Genomic DNA, 16312 nt, shown 5'->3' on the forward strand with positions numbered 1-16312 from the left:
ATACCGCGCGATCAACTTGTGACCACAGGTTCGGCCAATCCCGAAACGACGACAAAGCGCACTGACATTGCTGCCATCCTGCACCGCAAGACGCACAAACTCCAACTTCCCATCCATCACGCTGGTGTTCCCAAATGGCATCGCGAACCTCCCGGCGCAAAGCACGCCAAACTGTTCGCGATGTCCTCGCACACCTGTTCGCGATGTCTCCGGTCCAAACAGACATCAGGCGAGGCCGAGATCCTTGAGGATCGCGGTGATGCGGGCCGTGTCCTCGGTGAGGAATTTTGCGTAGTCGTCGCCAGTCAAAAGGATGGGCGTCCAGTTGCGGTTTTTGCACTCGGTTGCCCATGCATCGCTCTTGGCCATGGTCTCGATCATTGTGACCATCGCCGCCTTGTCAGCGTCGGAAATGCCCGGCGGTGCGAAGACGCCGCGCCAGTTGAACAGCTCGACATCGATGCCGGCCTCCTTCAGCGTCGGCGCATCGATGCCGTCCTGGCGCTTGTCTGCCGAGATGGCGAGCAGCCGCAGCGCGCCCGCCTTGACCTGCTCGGAGAACTCGCCAAAGCCGGAGATGCCGGCCGCGACCTGGTTGCCGAGCAGCGCCGACAATGCCTCACCGCCGCCGGCGAACGGCACGTAGGACAGGTTTGTAGCCGGCACGCCGACCGTCTTGGCAATCAAGCCGAACAGGATGTGATCCGAACCGCCGGCGGAGCCGCCGGCGACGGGAACTTTTGTCGGATCGGCCTTGAGCGCGGCGACGAAATCAGAGGCCGTCTTGAACGGCGATTCCGCCGGCACGACCAAGGCCTCGAACTCGCCGGTGAGGCGGGCGATCGGGGTGACTTGCGTCAGATTGTTCGCGGCCTTGTTGGCAATGATGGCGCCAACCATGACCATGCCGGCAACCATCAGAGAATTGCCTTTGCCGTTCCACTGGCTGATGAATTGCGGCAGCCCGACAGTGCCGCCGGCGCCGCCGACATTGGTGATCTGCGAACCCGAGATGAGCTTTTCACTGCGCAGCACCTGGTCGATCGTGCGCGCCGTCTGGTCCCAGCCACCACCCGGTGCGGCAGGCACGAAGAGCTGTATCTGGGGCGCGCCTTCGGCGAAAGCGGGAGAAAGATGCGACGTCATCAGCCCGGCACCCACGGCTGCGGTGCTCATCAAAAATCTGCGTCTGTTCAGCATGGGGATTCCTCCAAATCACGACACCTCCTCCGGTGCCCGCCAAAACGCGCCTGCATCCAGACCCGTCATCGATTTCAAGCAGATGTTACGGAGTTCTGTCAACGGAAACGATATTCTACTGGACAGAACGATTTGGCGGCGCGACAGAGTCGCGTGCTCGGCTTTCTTTAAACTGGAACCGCCATGGACTCGCCAAGCAAATCGGCAAATGGGGAAATAGATCGCACCTCGGCGGACGGTGTTGCCGCGCTTGATCGGGCCATTGCCATCCTCGATGCCTTCACCACGGATGACCGGTCGCTCAGCCTGGCCGAAATCGCGGCGCGCACCGGCCTCTACAAGAGCACCATCCTGCGGCTTGCGAATTCCCTTTTGCGCGGACGATTGCTCGAGCGCCTCGACAATGGGCGCTACCGCGTCGGACCCGCGACCTTTCGGCTCGGTGCGCTCTACCAGCGTTCGGTCGTGGCGGTCGATATCCTGCTGCCGATCATGCGCGATCTTTCCGAGCGAAGCTGGGAGAGCGTTGCCTTCTATGTTCGCTCGGGCGATGTCCGCACCTGTCTCTACCGCGTCGAATCCAAGCACCCGATCCGCTACACGATACGCGAAGGCGACGTATTGCCTTTGCTGCTCGGCTCGGGCGGCCGCGTGCTCGCAGCGTTTTCGGGCCAGCAGGGCGAACCCTACGAGACCATCCGCAAGACCTGCAACTGCCTCGCCGTGGGCGACCGGGACCCCGAGACGGGGGGCGTGTCGGCGCCGGTGTTCGGCCCAGGAGGCGTCCTGCTCGGCGCCTTGACCCTGGCTGGGCCCAGCACGCGCGTCGACGCGGCATTTCTGCAGCGCATGAAGCGTCCGCTGCTCGAGGCGGCGGCCCGCGCCACCCGCGCCTTCGGCGAGGACGCCTCCATGCTCGAGCGGGCAAGCCTGGCAGCGGACGCCATGCCGTAGAATGCGTCCCGGTTGGAAGGCTCGCTCAGGTCAATTTGACCAGAACCACAGCGGTTCTTGGCGGGGCCCGCCTCGTCATCATTGCTGGCGACAGGCGCCATCATGCCGGCGCCCGGAGCGGTCAACCGCGCCGCTCAGGTCACCGCGCCAGCAGGATGGTCGGAGCGTCGTGATAGGTGGTCTTCACCACTTCCCGGTAACCGCACTTGGCAGCCACCCTCAGCGAAGCGCCGTTTTCCGGATCGATGATGCAGACGGTCTTCTCGCGCCCGAAAATCACTTCGCCCCACGCCAGGACGCGGGCAACCACCTCGGTGGCGAAGCCCGCCCCGTGCACGGCCGGAACCAGCGCCCACCCGGCCTCGGGAATGCCTTCGATCGATGGTTCCATGTCGCGCTTCAGATCGTGAAACCCGGCCTCGCCGATGAAGCGCCCGGTCGCCTTCTCCTCGATCGCCCAGAAGCCATAGCCGAGCAACGACCACAGGCCGGCGTGACGCAGGAAGCGCATCCAACTCTCTTCGCGCGTGCGCGGCTTGCCCCCGATGAAACGGGTGACCACTGGATCGGTCCACATCGCGGCATAGGCGTCGAAATCGTCCAGCCGGTGTGCCCGCAGGATGGTGCGCTTCGTTTCGATGACAGGGGCGCTGGTCGCTTGTGGATTGTTCATGGGATCTGCCTCGCACGGATCGCCAGCGCTTAGCAAATCGCCGGTGCGGCGCAAGGGGCCAGGGCAACACGGCCCATCATCCAGGCGCCGCTATGGGAATTTTGTGAGACGGTGTTATTTTTCACGGCAGGCTGATTCAACACGTGCCAGCGCGACCTTTTTCAGGCGCGCATTGGCGCCGTCAAACCCGGGGAAAGAGCATGGACACCACCGATCTTGTGCTTGCGATCTTCCATCATCTGCTGGTGTTTTCGCTGGCGGGGATTATCGGCGCCGAATTCGTCCTGATCCGCAGCGATCTGGGTGCTGCGACGCTCAAGAGGCTCGCCGGCATCGACCGCCATTACGGCATCATTGCCACGCTGATCATCGTCGTCGGCATCGGCCGCGTCCTCTATGGCCTCAAGGGCTGGGAATTCTACGTCTACAACTGGGTGTTCTGGGCCAAGATAGCGGCGTTCATCGTGGCCGGCCTGCTGTCGATCATCCCGACCGTCCGCTTCATATCCTGGAACAGGCAGGCGAGCGGCAATGCCTCGTTCCAGGTGCCGGCGACCGAGCTTGCATCCGTGAAGACCTACATCCGAGCCGAAGCTTTCATCTTCCTGCTCATCCCGATCTTCGCGGCGGCGATGGCGCGCGGCTACGGCTACTAGGATAGGGCCGATCAGCAGTTTGCCGTTTGCCTCCGGTTGCAATCTGGTAGCTTGCGCTAGTTGTTGCTTCATCCGCAGGCGGTGCTGAGAGGGACCCCGCAGCGGTTGGAGATTGATACACTGGGAGGAGATCACGATGAGAAGATTTGTCGCCGCTTTGGCTGCTGCCGCGGCCGTCACGCTTTATGGGTTCACTGCCGGCGCGCAGACCTATCCTGAACGCACCATCACCGTTGTGGTGCCGTTTGCGGCCGGCGGCCCGACCGACACGGTCACGCGCCTCGTCGCCGAAGCGATGTCGAAGGATCTCGGCCAGCAGGTCATCGTCGAGAATGTCGGTGGTGCCGGCGGCACGCTGGGTGCCGGCCGCGTCGCCAACGCCGAGCCTGACGGCTATACGCTGCTGCTCCATCATATCGGCATGGCGACAAGTGCGACGCTGTACAGAAAGCTCGCCTACGACACGCTGAGCGCCTTCGAATATGTCGGCCTCGTCACCGAGGTGCCGATGACCATCGTCGGCCGCAAGGACCTGGAGCCGACCGATCTCAAGGGGTTGGTGGAGTACGCCAAGGCCAACAAGGATTCCATAACCGTCGCCAATGCCGGCATCGGTGCGGCCTCGCATCTGTGCGGCATGCTGTTCATGAGCGCCATCAAGACGCCGCTGGTCACCGTACCCTACAAGGGCACCGGCCCGGCCATGACCGATCTCCTCGGCGGCCAGGTCGACATCATGTGCGACCAGACGACCAACACCACCAAACAAATCCAGGGCGGCACCATCAAGGCCTATGCCGTCACCTCGCCGGAGCGCCTCGATGTGCTGAAGGACGTCCCGACGACGGTGGAAGGCGGCCTTCCCGAAGTGCAGGTCGGCATCTGGCACGGTCTCTACGCACCCAAGGGCACGCCGTCCGGGATCACCGAACGCCTGTCGAAATCGCTGCAGGTCGCGCTGAAGGACCAGAACGTCGCGGCCCGCTTCGCCGAACTCGGCACCAAGCCGTCGCCCGAGGCCGATGCGACGCCCGCCGCACTGAAGGCCAAGCTGGAAAGCGAGATCGCGCGCTGGAAGCCGATCATCGAAGCCGCCGGCCAGTACGCCGACTGAGGTTTGAATAGGGGCGCCACCAGCGCCCCTATTCGCTCGGCATCCGCTAGCCACTGCGGGCTTGGGAGAACCATCATGAAACCTTTCGCGATCGACAGGGCCAACGGCCTGTGCGCCACCCTGTTCATCGGTTTCGGCGCATGGTTCGCGCTGCAATCGCTCGGCCTCGAAATCGGCACCGCGTTGCGCATGGGTCCAGGCTATTTTCCGCTGGTCCTGGCGATCGTGCTGATCCTGCTTGGCGCCGTCATTCTCGTCCAGGCCGTACGCGTCGAGGGCGAAGCGATCGGGCATATCGCGTGGCGCGGCATGCTGCTCATCCTGCCTGCTCCGATCTTCTTCGGCCTGACGGTGCGCGGCCTCGGCTTCATCCCGTCGATCTTCCTGACGGCGCTGATCGCGTCGTTTGCCAGCCGCCGCATGAAGCCGTTGACCGCGCTCGTGCTGTCGGCCGGCCTGACATTGTTTGCGTTCCTTGTCTTCAGCTACGCGCTCGGCCTGCCGGTCCGCCGCTTCGGCCCGTGGCTGGCCCCATGGTTGGTATCGTGAGGCGATGAGCATGGATCTGCTCGACAACCTCGCGCTCGGTTTTTCGACGGCGACGTCGCTGACCAACCTCGGTTTCTGCCTGATCGGCGTCCTTCTCGGCACGCTGATCGGCGTCCTGCCCGGCATCGGCGCCACCGCGACCATAGCCATGCTTCTGCCCATCACCTTCCAGATCGGCGACCCGGTCTCCTCCCTCATCATGCTCGCCGGTATCTATTACGGTGCGCAATATGGCGGCTCTACCACCGCCATTCTCATCAACATGCCGGGCGAATCCTCGTCCGCCGTCACCGCGATCGACGGCTACCAGATGGCCAGGAACGGCCGCGCCGGGGCGGCCCTCGCGATCGCGGCCATCGGCTCGTTCTTTGCCGGCACGGTGTCGACGTTCCTCGTCGCCATCTTTGCCCCGCCGCTGACGGCGATCGCGCTGAAATTCGGCGCGGCCGAGTATTTTTCGCTGATGATCGTCGGCTTGGTTTCGTCCGTCGCGCTCGCCCACGGCTCTATCGTCAAGGCGCTGGCCATGGTCGTGCTCGGCCTGCTGCTCGGCATTGTCGGCACCGACATCTACACCGGCACGCCGCGCTTCACGCTTGGAATCCGGGAATATGCCGACGGGTTGAATTTCGTTGCGGTGGCGGTCGGCGTCTTTGGCGTCGCCGAGATCCTGCGCAACCTCGAAAACGAGGATGAGCGTTCCGTGATGATCCGCAAGGTCACCGGCCTTATGCCGACCCGCGAGGACTTTCGGCGCATGGCAGCGCCCATCGTGCGCGGAACGATCATCGGTTCGGCGCTCGGCATCCTGCCGGGAGGCGGCGCGATCCTGGCAGCTTTTGCGTCCTACACGGTCGAAAAACGCGTCTCGAAAAACCCGCAGGAGTTCGGCAAGGGCGCCATCGAAGGCGTCGCCGGACCGGAATCGGCCAACAATGCCGGTGCGCAGACCTCCTTCATCCCGATGCTGACGCTCGGCATTCCAGCCAACCCCGTCATGGCGCTGATGATCGGCGCCATGATCATCCAGGGCATCGTGCCCGGCCCCAATGTCGCGACCGAACAGCCGGCGCTGTTCTGGGGCATCATCGCCTCGATGTGGATCGGCAATCTGATGCTGATCGTCCTCAACCTGCCGCTGATCGGGCTTTGGGTGAAGCTGCTGACGATCCCCTATTACGTGCTTTTCCCGATCATCATGGCGTTCTGCTCGATCGGCGTCTACAGCGTCAACAGCATCGTCTACGACCTCTACGCCGTCGCCTTCTTCGGCTTCCTCGGCTACCTCCTGACCAAGCTGCGCTGCGAACCGGCACCGCTGCTGCTCGGCTTCGTGCTCGGCCCGCTGCTCGAGGAAAACCTGCGCCGCGCCATGATCCTGTCGCGCGGCGACCCAAGCACCTTCTTGACCAGACCGATCAGCGCCGGCCTGCTGCTCATCGCGCTCGCCGTGCTCGTCATCGTCTTCCTGCCGGCGGTCAAGAAAAAGCGCGAACAGGTGTTTGTGGAGGAGAGTTGAACTACGTCGTCGTTCCGCTTCGGTCCTGGATCTCTTCGACAGGATCGAGCGGTGCGATCGGCACCAGCGGTGCCGGCACATCGGTCGTCTTGACCTCGGCCTTGCAGATGTCGGCGATGACGCAGGCCGGGCAATCTGGCTTGCGCGCCTTGCAGACGTAGCGGCCATGCAGGATCAGCCAGTGATGTGCATGGCGCATATATTCGTCCGGAATGATCTTCAACAATCCCTGCTCGACCTGTTCCGGTGTCTTGCCGGGCGCCAGCCCGAGCCGGTTGCCGATGCGCAGAATGTGCGTGTCGACCGCCATCGTGTGCTGGCCGAAGGCCATGTTGAGCACGACATTGGCGGTCTTGCGCCCGACCCCGGGCAGCTTGACCAATTCATCGCGACTGTCGGGTACCTCGCCGCCATGGTCGCGGATCAGCGCCTGCGACAGCGCAATCACATTCTTCGCCTTGTTGCGCCACAGCCCGATGGTGCGGATGTACTCGCCGACCTTGGCTTCGCCCAGCGCCAGCATCGTCTGCGGCGTATCGGCAACTTTGAACAGCGCCCGCGTCGCCTTGTTGACGCCGACATCGGTCGCTTGCGCCGACAGCACCACCGCCACCAGCAGCGTGAAGGCGTTGACATGTTCGAGCTCGCCCTTCGGCTCGGGCCGCTGGACGGAAAAGCGCCGGAATATCTCGTGCACTTCGGCCGGGCTGTAGCGCGACGAGCTCCGCACCGGCCGCGGGCGTGGCTTGACGTTCGACCCATCGCGCCGTCCGGGCAACAGCTCTTTTTTGGACATGGAAGAATCTTTGGACTTGGGGCTCGCCATTTCCCTCCTATAATATCCCCTCATGAGCGACACAAACGCCTCGTTTCAGGCCGACGAGCCATTCTTTCAGGCGCTACTGACCCCGCACCGGTCGCTGGGTCGGACAGGCTTCTTCATCCTGATGGGCGCGCTGCTGTTCGGCTGGCTGGTGACAGGCGCGTTTTTCCTGTCGCGCGGCGCCTGGCCGGTGTTCGGCTTCTTCGGCCTCGACGTGGCCGCCGTCTACATCGCCTTTCGCATCAACTATCGTGCCGCTCGTGCCCGCGAAGAAGTCTCGGTCTCGCGCACCAGCCTCGACATCCGCAAGACAGCCCCCTCGGGGAAATCGGAAGCCCATCGCTTCAATCCGTTCTGGGCGCGGTTTTCGGTGGCCCGTCACGCCGAGATCGGCATCACAGGGATGATGGTGGAAGGCGAAGGCCGGAACGTGCCGATCGGATCGTTCCTGGACCCCGATTCCCGCGAGAGTTTTGCCACCGCCTTTTCGCGGGCGCTGGCGACCGCCAAGGCACGCTGAGCCAGCCACGAGCGACTCCAGGGCTCGAATCCCGTGTCCATCTGGGTATGCGCCGCAAGAAGGCAAGTTTCGGGTGGCGATCGACGCCCCGAGGGGCGATATTCCGGCTCAAGGAGACAGTTCCATGAGCACACACACCGCGGTCCTCAAGAAGGACATCACGCCTGACGGCAGCGACTACGAAATCGTGCGCCGTGCCATCGAGAAGATCAGTCTCGACTATCGTGATCAGCCTTCCCTTGAAGAGCTGGCCGAGGAGGTTGGCGAGACGCCGACCGGCTTGCAAAAACTCTTCACCCGCTGGGCCGGCCTGTCGCCCAAGGCCTTCCTGCAGGCGGTGACGCTGGACCATGCGCGCAGGTTGCTCGATTCCGGCATGCCGCTGCTCGAGACCTCGTTCGAACTGGGCATGTCCGGCCCGGGCCGGCTGCATGACCTGTTCGTCACCCATGAGGCCATGTCGCCGGGCGACTACAAGACACGCGGCGCCGGGCTCACCATCCGCTACGGCTTCCATTCCTCGCCGTTCGGCACCGCCCTGATCATGGCCACCGAGCGCGGACTCGCCGGCCTCGCCTTCAGCGACCCCGGCGAGGAACGCGCCGCCTTCGCCGACATGTCCAGCCGCTGGCCGAACGCCATCTATGTCGAGGACATGACTGCTACCGGCCCCTATGCCGCCCGTATCTTCGACCCGACGCTGTGGCGCCCCGACCAGCCGCTGCATGTCGTCATGATCGGCACCGACTTCCAGGTTCGCGTCTGGGAGGCGCTGCTCGAGATCCCGATGGGTAAGGCCCGCACCTATTCCTCGATTGCGGCCAGCATCGGCGCACCATCCGCCAGCCGTGCAGTCGGTGCGGCCAACGGCGCCAATCCGCTCTCTTTCGTGGTGCCTTGTCACCGCGCCATCGGTAAATCAGGCGACCTCACCGGCTATCACTGGGGCCTGACCCGCAAGCGCGCCATTCTGGGCTGGGAAGCCGGGCAGGTATCGTAATATCGATTTTTCTCGGTATTACGAAGAAAACCATGGGTATGTCGGCGTTATTAAGTATAAGCGCGATTTCCACTGTGGTTTTCGCCTTTGCAACCGAGGGCAACCTCCGGTTCTGTAATAGTTATTTTGAACCTTTATTTTAGGTAACTCTAAATTAACCACGATAAAGTGATGATGCCCTCATATTAATCCGGACGATCCGGCTTGATAGGAGGTCCCGATGACATTGTTTCGCGTCGCCTGCGGCGCAGCTCTGCTGGTTGCCAGCATCGACGAGGCCGCGTTGGCCGCGACGCAGAATGTCATCTTCAATGGCACGATCGCGCCCACCTGCACGCTTGTCGTTGCCACCAACGGTACGATGACGGCCAGTCCCGATCTCCAGTCCCTCAGTTCCCACAACAGCGGCGGCTCGGCTGGAACCGTGACGTTGACGACGACCGGAGGTGTGTCGCTGAGTGTCGACCCGGTCACCACCATGACGGTGCCATCCGCCGACAGCACGTCGACGACTTGGACGCCCACCTACTCCGCCGCCGGCGCGCATTCCATCGTCGAGACCGGCTCGGCAACCAGCATCACCACACCCGGCGCCGATCTCGTCTCGGTTCACCTCGCCGGAACCAAAGGCGGCAGCAATCGCTTCGCCAACGGCAATTATCAGGCAACGGTAACGCTGCGCTGCGAATGACGGGTAGCGAAGGAGAGGGTCGTTGAAACACGTTCGAATCCTGGCGACGGCATTGGCCGTCGGATTGGCGCCCATTGCCGCCAAGGCCCAGTCGATGTCGCCGATGCGTGGCGAGATCAACAGCTTCACCGAAGTCTTCGCGGTTCGCGTCTTCCCGGCCAATCCCTACGACCGGAAGATCCGGGTCGAAATCCATGTCTACGATCAGGATTTTCAGCCCGTAGATGCCAGAATCTCACCAGATGTCTTCCAGCTGGCTTCCCAGGCCTCCCGGTCTGTCCTTGTGGTTGTGCCTTTCGACGGCGCTGCCGAGCGTAAAGTGCGTATCTGCACCGAAAGCATCCCCTTTCCCAATCAACAGACGCAGATAAGGGCACAGATATGCGGAAAGTTTTTTGGGCGCCGCAAGTCCTGACACTGACGCTCGCGGCTGCTTGGGCGGGTGCGTCGCCGGCCGGGGCCGAGGACGTCTACAATCTCAACCAGAATGAGAGCGGCTTCAACCTGCCCGGCGTCACCTTACCCCAGGGCCAGGACGAGGTCCATGCCGCCGACGGTACCACTTGCCGTTCCGCCGTCTCCGGTTCCGGCGCCTATGTCGATCTCGGCGTCATCAGAGGCAACAGCCAGTCCGACAATGATGTCGCCACTTACGGCCGCGTGGTGATCCCGATCGGGCGCACGCCGAAGCGCGTCGATTGCAGCCGTCTCTATGAGCTTGAGGTCGAGCGCCTGCAGTTGGAACTGAAGCTCCTCAAAATGGGCCTCGGCGCCGACGGCCAGACGGCGAGCGTGGCTGCCAGCACTTCCACGGCCGCGTCACCGGGGTGGGCCAACGAAGGCTGGAGCATCAGGACCGGAAGTGGCGATGGCAAGAAAAAGAAGAAGCAGTAGTCGCGCGCTGCTTGCGATGGCAGCACTTGCCGGTTCCTGCCTTCCGGTGCAGGCGGCGATCATCGGCACCTGCACCATCATGGTCGGGGCGTCCGGAACGATGAAGGCCAATCCCGCCATCAGCATACTGGGCTCCAAACAGGCAGGCGGATCGAGCGCCAGCGCCACCGTGGTGGCAAGCTCCCTGTTGTGCTCGATACTTAATTTGCTTGACTGCTATTCGGTTTCGGCGCCGGGGCCTGCCGCATTCTCGTCCGCGCCGAGCGGCGGCGGCACCAACGTGACCTTCGCTTCCGTCTTCCGCCTCGATGGCTCGGGGGCCGATGTCAACGGAAGTGTGCCGCAGAGGGTTGCCAACGGCACCCACACGATGCAGGTCGACCTCACCGCCACCAGGTCGAGCGGTATCTTTCCCGCCGGCAACTATCAGGGCACGGTCACCGTGCGCTGCGAATAAGGCCACGACACCCCAAATTGAACTGGACCATGCGCGTGGTCTGGCAAGCCGCGGCCTTACAGGTTAGCTTCCGCGCAATCGGAACGACCTCGTTCGCCCGGACGCACAAGGATGCTCCGACATTTGAATTTGCGTTGCCAGGAGGCCTTGCTTGATTATCGTCATCGGTTCGATCAACCTCGACCTTATCGCCAAGGTCGACCGCTTGCCTAGCCCCGGCGAGACGGTAGGCGGCTCGGCCTTCACCACCGCGCCTGGGGGCAAGGGCGCCAACCAGGCACTGGCCGCCGCACGCGCCGGCGCCTCGGTGCGCATGGTTGGCGCGGTCGGCAGGGACAGCTTCGCAGCCGAGGCACTGGCATTGCTGCGCGACGGCAAGGTCGACCTGTCCGGCGTTGCCGAGACTCACGCCTCGACCGGCACGGCACTGATCATGGTCGCCGACGACGGCGAGAACATCATCGCCGTGGTGCCGGGCGCCAACGCTTCCGTGGTGCCCGGCGATCTCTCCAAGGCCTTTCTGAAAAAAGGCGACGTCGTGCTGCTGCAAAATGAGATTCCGCTGGCCACCGTCGATGCCGCCCTCGACCAGGCAAGGGCGGCCGGCGCCATCACCGTGCTCAACACCGCCCCTTTCCAGGGCCAGGCAGCCGGCTTTCTCGACAAGGCCGACTATGTCGTCGCCAACGAAACCGAGTTCGACCTCTACGGCGAAGCGCTGTCGCTGCAAGGCCGCGACCGGGCGGCCCGCATGCGCGACTTTGCCGGAAAGACCAGCCGCACCATCGTCGTCACGCTCGGCGGCGACGGCGTGCTGGCGGCGACACCGACCGAGTTCCTGGCCGTTGCTGCGCGCAAGATAATGCCTGTCGACACGGTCGGCGCCGGCGACACGTTCTGCGGCTATTTCGCCGCCAGCCTGTCGTCAGGCCTCACGCTCGAACAGGCGCTGGCGCGCGCCGGCGCGGCCGGCTCGCTGGCCTGCCTGAAGCCTGGCGCCCAACCGGCGATCCCGCTCGCCAAAGACGTCGATCAGGCGCTGCAGGAAACCCGTTAAAATGCTGCGTCCTCAAACGAAGCATGCCGTGCCTCCGGCAAGCGACATCTGCCGCCTGTCCGCGGTCGAACTCGCCGGCGCGATCCGGGAGAGAGAGCTTTCCGTGCGTGAGGTGGTGGCGGCATTCCTCGATCGCATCGAGGCGGTCAATCCGCTGGTCAACGCCATCGTCTCCTTGCGCGATCGCGGCGACATCCTGCGCGAAGCCGATGCGGCCGATGCCAGTCCGGCGCGAGCCGAAGCCGGCCCGCTGTTCGGCCTGCCGATGGCCATCAAGGACCTCGCCTCGACCACCGGCCTCAGGACCTCCTTCGGCTCGCCGATCTTCGCCGATTTCGTGCCGCAGGAAGACGATTTCTTCGTCGAGCGCATCCGCGATGCCGGCGCCATCATCATCGGCAAGACCAACGTCCCGGAATTCGGGCTTGGTTCCAACACCTACAATGCCGTGTTCGGGCCGACGCTGAACGCCTTCGATCCGGCCCTGACCGCCGGCGGCTCGAGCGGCGGCGCGGCGGTGGCCCTGGCGCTCGACATGGTGCCCGTCGCCGATGGCAGCGACTTCGGCGGCTCGCTGCGCAACCCGGCCGCCTGGAACAATGTTTTTGGCTTCCGCCCGTCGCAAGGACTTGTTCCCGGCGGACCCGAGTTTGAAGTCTTCCATGCGCAGATGGGCGTCGACGGGCCGATGGGCCGCAACGTCCGTGACATGGCACTGCTGCTCGATGTGCAGGCCGGTTACCACCCGCACGCGCCATTGTCCTACGAGAAACCCGGCTCGTTCCTCGAAGGGCTTGGAATACCGGCAACTGGTGGCCGCATCGCCTGGCTCGGTGACCTCCGCGGTCATCTGCCGGTTGAAACAGGCATTCTCGGCCTGTGCGAGGCGGCACTTGGCCGCTTTGCGGAAGCGTCCTTCACGACCGAACCCCTGCTGCCGGATTTCGATTTCGAAGCGCTGTGGCAGGCCTTCGTGACGCTGCGCCAGGCCAGCAGCGGCTGTGCGCTCAAAACCCACTATGACGATCCCGCGAAGCGCGGCCTGCTCAAGCCGGAAGCCATCTGGGAAGTGGAGAACGCAATGCGGCTGACGGCGCCGCAGATCCGCGCCGCCTCCGTGACCCGTACATCCTGGCATCGCATGCTGCTGTCGATCTTCGACCGCTATGACCTGATTGCGCTGCCGACGGCGCAGGTCTTCCCCTTCGACATGGGCACACATTGGCCGCGTGAGGTCGCCGGACGCGCAATGGACAGCTACCACCGCTGGATGCAGGTTTCCGCCTTCGCGACCTTGGGCGGCTGCCCGACGGTCAACGTGCCGGTCGGCTTCGACGACAAGGGTAGGCCGATGGGCATGCAACTGATCGGGCGGCCACGCGGCGACCTCGCCGTGCTGAAGGCGGCGGCGGCCTATGAGGCGACGCTGCCCTGGCAGGCCGGCGCCTGAGCCGGCTGGACTGCGTATCGCGGCGCTTCGCGCACCGGCTTGCACCGACTGCGCTGCCATGCATTGATTATCCTCAGCCGCGCCGCATCGGCGGAATGAGCATGATCCCGAAAAGTGGGAACCGGTTTTCTCAGACAAACGGTTTCCGTTTGTCCAGAGATCATGCTCCAACAAAGAGGGAAAAATCATGTCGCTCGAACTCTACGTCGCCTATGTCCTCGCTTGCATCGTCATCATCCTGGTGCCCGGTCCGACGGTCACGCTGATCATCGCCAACAGCATCCGCCATGGCACCCGCGCCGGTCTCGCCAATGTCGCCGGCACGCAGGCCGGGCTTGCCGTGATGATCGCCATCGTCGGCATCGGCCTCAACACGCTGATTTCGGGCATGGGCCATTGGTTCGAATGGGTGCGGCTGATCGGCGCCGCCTATCTGATCTGGATGGGCGTCCAGATGTTCCGCTCAAAGGGCAAGTTGAACGCTGACGGGACCGCCAGGAAGCCGCGCGGGGGCTTCTTCCTGCAGGGCCTGCTGGTGGCGCTCAGCAACCCCAAGACGTTGATCTTCTTTGGCGCCTTCTTTCCGCAGTTCATTTCGCCGCAAGGCAACTACTCGCTGCAGATCGCCATCATGGGCCTGACCGCCATGATCTTCGCCGCCTTCTCGGATTCGACCTATGCGCTGGCCGCCGGCCGCGCCGGGCGCCTGTTGTCGGCCGGCCGCATAAAACTTTTGTCGAGGATCAGCGGCAGCTTCATGGTCGGCGGCGGCCTGTGGTTGGCGTTTTCAAAGGCGAAGTAATGTCCACGAACAGCCGGCCCCGACCGCTGTATGAGCCGGGGACATGAGGGCCGATTGAAAGTCACCCCCCCACGCTACCACATGAATCCGCACTGGGGATTCATATCGATGTCATGGACTTATGCGGATTTGAAAAGGAACGCACCCGGCGTGACCTTGATCGTTGCCGTGTTTGCGGTGATGGTTTCCTCGACCCTTAACAGATGGGCCAATGACGTCAGCCCGATCGGATCGGTCGACACATTCGACGCAAACGTCGAAAGTGTCCAGTTGGACCATGGCCGCGGCATATACCTGGTCTCTATCGAGAACGGTTCGTCTGTCCTTATCGATGACGATCGCCCGCATCTGATCGGCTCGCGCACAAGCATTGAGCGCGTCACGCGCGACAATGGCTTCGTCTTCTACCGATTCGTGAATTGAACGATGGCGACAGCATTTTCTCTCAAAACCGCCTGCTTCTGTTTCAGGCAGAATACCGCGACGCGGTTATTGGTGTCACTTTCTTCTGCACACTGCCTCTGGCGGCGCTGATCCCAATTGCGATGAATCAGGACAATCCGGTGGTGGCAACTCAGCATGTGATGGGCACCGTCGAGTATGTTAGGTTAATGCCCATCAACCCGAAGATGGCTGCCGGGCGTGGGCTGTATTACACATACGACGTCCGCCTTGATGACAACAACGCGGTGACATCCATTGACGACGAAGTGGGGATGCCGCACCTCGTCGGTTCGGTCATCCCCATCGAGCGGCAACATCATAAGCGCGGCGGAGACACCTATCGGTTTCTCAATCGGTGAAGACGCGTGCTCACAAGTTCAGTTCTGTTCTGACGATCAGTTAAGCCGCCCCAACCTCTCCACCAGCAACGCGAAAAAGCCATCATGGTCGATGTCGCGCATCACCATGGCGTTCTTCGGCCGTTTGGTGACGCCCCACCAGTCGATCACGGTCATCCCCATGGTCAGTTCCGAGGCGGTTTCCACGCTGACGTTGCAGTTGCGGCCCTTGAACAGGTCCGGCTTCAACAGATAGGCGATGACGCAAGGGTCGTGCAGCGGGCCGCCGTCGGTGCCGTATTTCTCCTCGTCGAAGCGCTCGAAGAACTCCAGCATCTCGGCGGTGGCGGTGCCGGCCTTGGTGCCGAGCGTGCGGAAGGTTTGCGTGCGCTTGGCAGTGGTCAGCGCCTTATGGGTGACATCGAGGGGCATCATCACGATCGGGATGCCGGATTTGAGCACGACATCGGCGGCCTGCGGATCGACATAGATGTTAAATTCGGCGGTCGGGGTGACGTTGCCGCCTTCGAAGAAGCCGCCGCCCATCAGCACGATTTCCTTGATGCGTGGTGCGATGCGCGGCTCGCGGATCAGCGCCAGCGCAATGTTGGTGAGCGGGCCGAGCGCGCAAAGCGTGATTGTGCCGCTTTCTTCGCTCATCAGCGTCTGGACGATGAAATCGACTGCGTACTGGTCCTGCAGCTTCATCGTCGGTTCGGGCAGTTGCGGTCCGTTGAGACCGGTCTTGCCATGCACTTCCTCGGCGGTGACCAATTCGCGCATCAGGGGCCGGATGGCGCCGGCATAGACCTTGATGTCCGGACGGCCAGCCAACTCGCAGATCTTGCGGGCATTCTTTTCGGTAAGCTTCAGCGGCACGTTTCCGGCAACGGCTGATATGCCGACGATCTCCAGTTCGGAGCTGCCGAGCGCCAGCAATATGGCGACGGCATCATCCTGACCGGGATCCGTGTCGATGATGATCTTGCGTGACTGGGGCATTTCAATTCCTTGTTTGGCGAGGTCGTGGGCTTGAACCGATCCGATCGAAACATCCAAATGACGCCGAAGCGGCCGCGAGCTGCCATGTCGAACCGCTCGACCGGGGAAGACAATCCCGACCTGCGCGCTTCTCCATGCATCTGCTCGCCGTTTCAAGCGCCATGCCGAT

At 63.1% G+C, this 16312-nt stretch carries 20 protein-coding genes; 16 read left to right on the plus strand and 4 right to left on the minus strand.

The genetic code is table 11. The annotated features are described in order from the left end of the window. Positions 1-225 precede the first annotated feature (225 nt). Complete coding sequence (locus EOA13_RS25360; protein WP_127296363.1) at positions 226-1200, minus strand: tripartite tricarboxylate transporter substrate-binding protein; 975 nt, start codon at positions 1198-1200, stop codon at positions 226-228. A 183-nt stretch (positions 1201-1383) separates the two neighbouring features. Here EOA13_RS25360 and EOA13_RS25365 point away from each other — a divergent pair, with 183 nt between their 5' ends. Then, a complete protein-coding gene (locus tag EOA13_RS25365; RefSeq protein ID WP_023812555.1) occupies positions 1384-2154 on the plus strand; it encodes an IclR family transcriptional regulator in 771 nt (256 codons plus the stop codon). Between the two features lie 139 nt (positions 2155-2293). On the opposite strand, the gene EOA13_RS25370 is transcribed toward EOA13_RS25365, so the two are convergent. Further along, complete coding sequence (locus EOA13_RS25370) at positions 2294-2827, minus strand: GNAT family N-acetyltransferase (protein WP_127296364.1); 534 nt, start codon at positions 2825-2827, stop codon at positions 2294-2296. Positions 2828-3027: 200 nt separating this feature from the next. Here EOA13_RS25370 and EOA13_RS25375 point away from each other — a divergent pair, with 200 nt between their 5' ends. The 4 genes from EOA13_RS25375 (at position 3028) to EOA13_RS25390 (ending at position 6665) form a co-directional block, all read left to right on the plus strand. After that, positions 3028-3483 carry a DUF2214 family protein gene (locus EOA13_RS25375; RefSeq protein WP_127296365.1) on the plus strand — a complete coding sequence of 152 codons (456 nt, stop codon included), beginning with the start codon at positions 3028-3030 and terminating at the stop codon, positions 3481-3483. Between the two features lie 136 nt (positions 3484-3619). Beyond that, a complete protein-coding gene (locus EOA13_RS25380; RefSeq protein WP_127296366.1) occupies positions 3620-4597 on the plus strand; it encodes a tripartite tricarboxylate transporter substrate-binding protein in 978 nt (325 codons plus the stop codon). 75 nt (positions 4598-4672) lie between these two features. Next, on the plus strand, positions 4673-5146 hold the full coding sequence (locus EOA13_RS25385; RefSeq protein ID WP_127296367.1) for a tripartite tricarboxylate transporter TctB family protein: 474 nt from the start codon (positions 4673-4675) through the stop codon (positions 5144-5146). A gap of 10 nt (positions 5147-5156) precedes the next feature. Beyond that, positions 5157-6665 carry a tripartite tricarboxylate transporter permease gene (locus EOA13_RS25390; protein ID WP_127296368.1) on the plus strand — a complete coding sequence of 503 codons (1509 nt, stop codon included), beginning with the start codon at positions 5157-5159 and terminating at the stop codon, positions 6663-6665. A 1-nt stretch (position 6666) separates the two neighbouring features. Here the strand turns inward: EOA13_RS25390 and nth are convergent, their stop codons facing one another. Beyond that, the gene (nth, locus tag EOA13_RS25395; RefSeq protein WP_127296369.1) at positions 6667-7491 is read right to left on the minus strand and encodes an endonuclease III; all 825 of its coding nucleotides are present in this window, start codon (positions 7489-7491) and stop codon (positions 6667-6669) included. Positions 7492-7513: 22 nt separating this feature from the next. Between nth and EOA13_RS25400 the strand changes: the two genes are divergently transcribed. From EOA13_RS25400 to EOA13_RS25450, 11 genes are all read left to right on the plus strand, one after another. Then, positions 7514-8008 (plus strand): DUF2244 domain-containing protein, encoded by a 495-nt coding sequence (locus EOA13_RS25400; RefSeq protein WP_127296370.1) that lies wholly within the window; start codon positions 7514-7516, stop codon positions 8006-8008. Between the two features lie 124 nt (positions 8009-8132). After that, positions 8133-9008, plus strand: a complete 876-nt coding sequence (locus EOA13_RS25405; RefSeq protein ID WP_127296371.1) for a bifunctional helix-turn-helix domain-containing protein/methylated-DNA--[protein]-cysteine S-methyltransferase — start codon at positions 8133-8135, stop codon at positions 9006-9008. Between the two features lie 220 nt (positions 9009-9228). Then, positions 9229-9699 carry a hypothetical protein gene (locus tag EOA13_RS25410; RefSeq protein ID WP_127296372.1) on the plus strand — a complete coding sequence of 157 codons (471 nt, stop codon included), beginning with the start codon at positions 9229-9231 and terminating at the stop codon, positions 9697-9699. Between the two features lie 22 nt (positions 9700-9721). Beyond that, a complete protein-coding gene (locus tag EOA13_RS25415; RefSeq protein WP_127296373.1) occupies positions 9722-10114 on the plus strand; it encodes a hypothetical protein in 393 nt (130 codons plus the stop codon). Continuing rightward, the gene (locus tag EOA13_RS25420) at positions 10081-10593 is read left to right on the plus strand and encodes a hypothetical protein (protein WP_127296374.1); all 513 of its coding nucleotides are present in this window, start codon (positions 10081-10083) and stop codon (positions 10591-10593) included. Before EOA13_RS25415 ends, EOA13_RS25420 begins: the two co-directional genes overlap by 34 nt. Next, entirely contained in the window at positions 10568-11050 is a 483-nt protein-coding gene (locus EOA13_RS25425; RefSeq protein ID WP_164780321.1) for a hypothetical protein, read from the plus strand. Before EOA13_RS25420 ends, EOA13_RS25425 begins: the two co-directional genes overlap by 26 nt. Positions 11051-11201: 151 nt before the next feature. After that, the gene (locus EOA13_RS25430) at positions 11202-12107 is read left to right on the plus strand and encodes a ribokinase (RefSeq protein ID WP_127296376.1); all 906 of its coding nucleotides are present in this window, start codon (positions 11202-11204) and stop codon (positions 12105-12107) included. Position 12108: 1 nt separating this feature from the next. Beyond that, positions 12109-13557, plus strand: coding sequence for an amidase (locus EOA13_RS25435; RefSeq protein WP_127296377.1), 1449 nt, complete (start codon positions 12109-12111; stop codon positions 13555-13557). 187 nt (positions 13558-13744) lie between these two features. Further along, positions 13745-14359: a LysE family translocator gene (locus EOA13_RS25440; protein WP_127296378.1), complete on the plus strand. Its 615-nt coding sequence runs from the start codon at positions 13745-13747 to the stop codon at positions 14357-14359. 150 nt (positions 14360-14509) lie between these two features. Then, on the plus strand, positions 14510-14782 hold the full coding sequence (locus EOA13_RS25445) for a hypothetical protein (RefSeq protein WP_245490475.1): 273 nt from the start codon (positions 14510-14512) through the stop codon (positions 14780-14782). Next, entirely contained in the window at positions 14779-15162 is a 384-nt protein-coding gene (locus EOA13_RS25450) for a hypothetical protein (protein WP_127296379.1), read from the plus strand. Before EOA13_RS25445 ends, EOA13_RS25450 begins: the two co-directional genes overlap by 4 nt. Before the next feature lie 36 nt (positions 15163-15198). Here the strand turns inward: EOA13_RS25450 and EOA13_RS25455 are convergent, their stop codons facing one another. Continuing rightward, on the minus strand, positions 15199-16143 hold the full coding sequence (locus tag EOA13_RS25455) for a nucleoside hydrolase (protein WP_127296380.1): 945 nt from the start codon (positions 16141-16143) through the stop codon (positions 15199-15201). Between the last annotated feature and the right edge of the window lie 169 nt (positions 16144-16312).

It is taken from the genome of Mesorhizobium sp. M7A.F.Ca.US.011.01.1.1, from assembly GCF_003998295.1.
Taxonomy (GTDB): Bacteria; Pseudomonadota; Alphaproteobacteria; order Rhizobiales; family Rhizobiaceae; genus Mesorhizobium.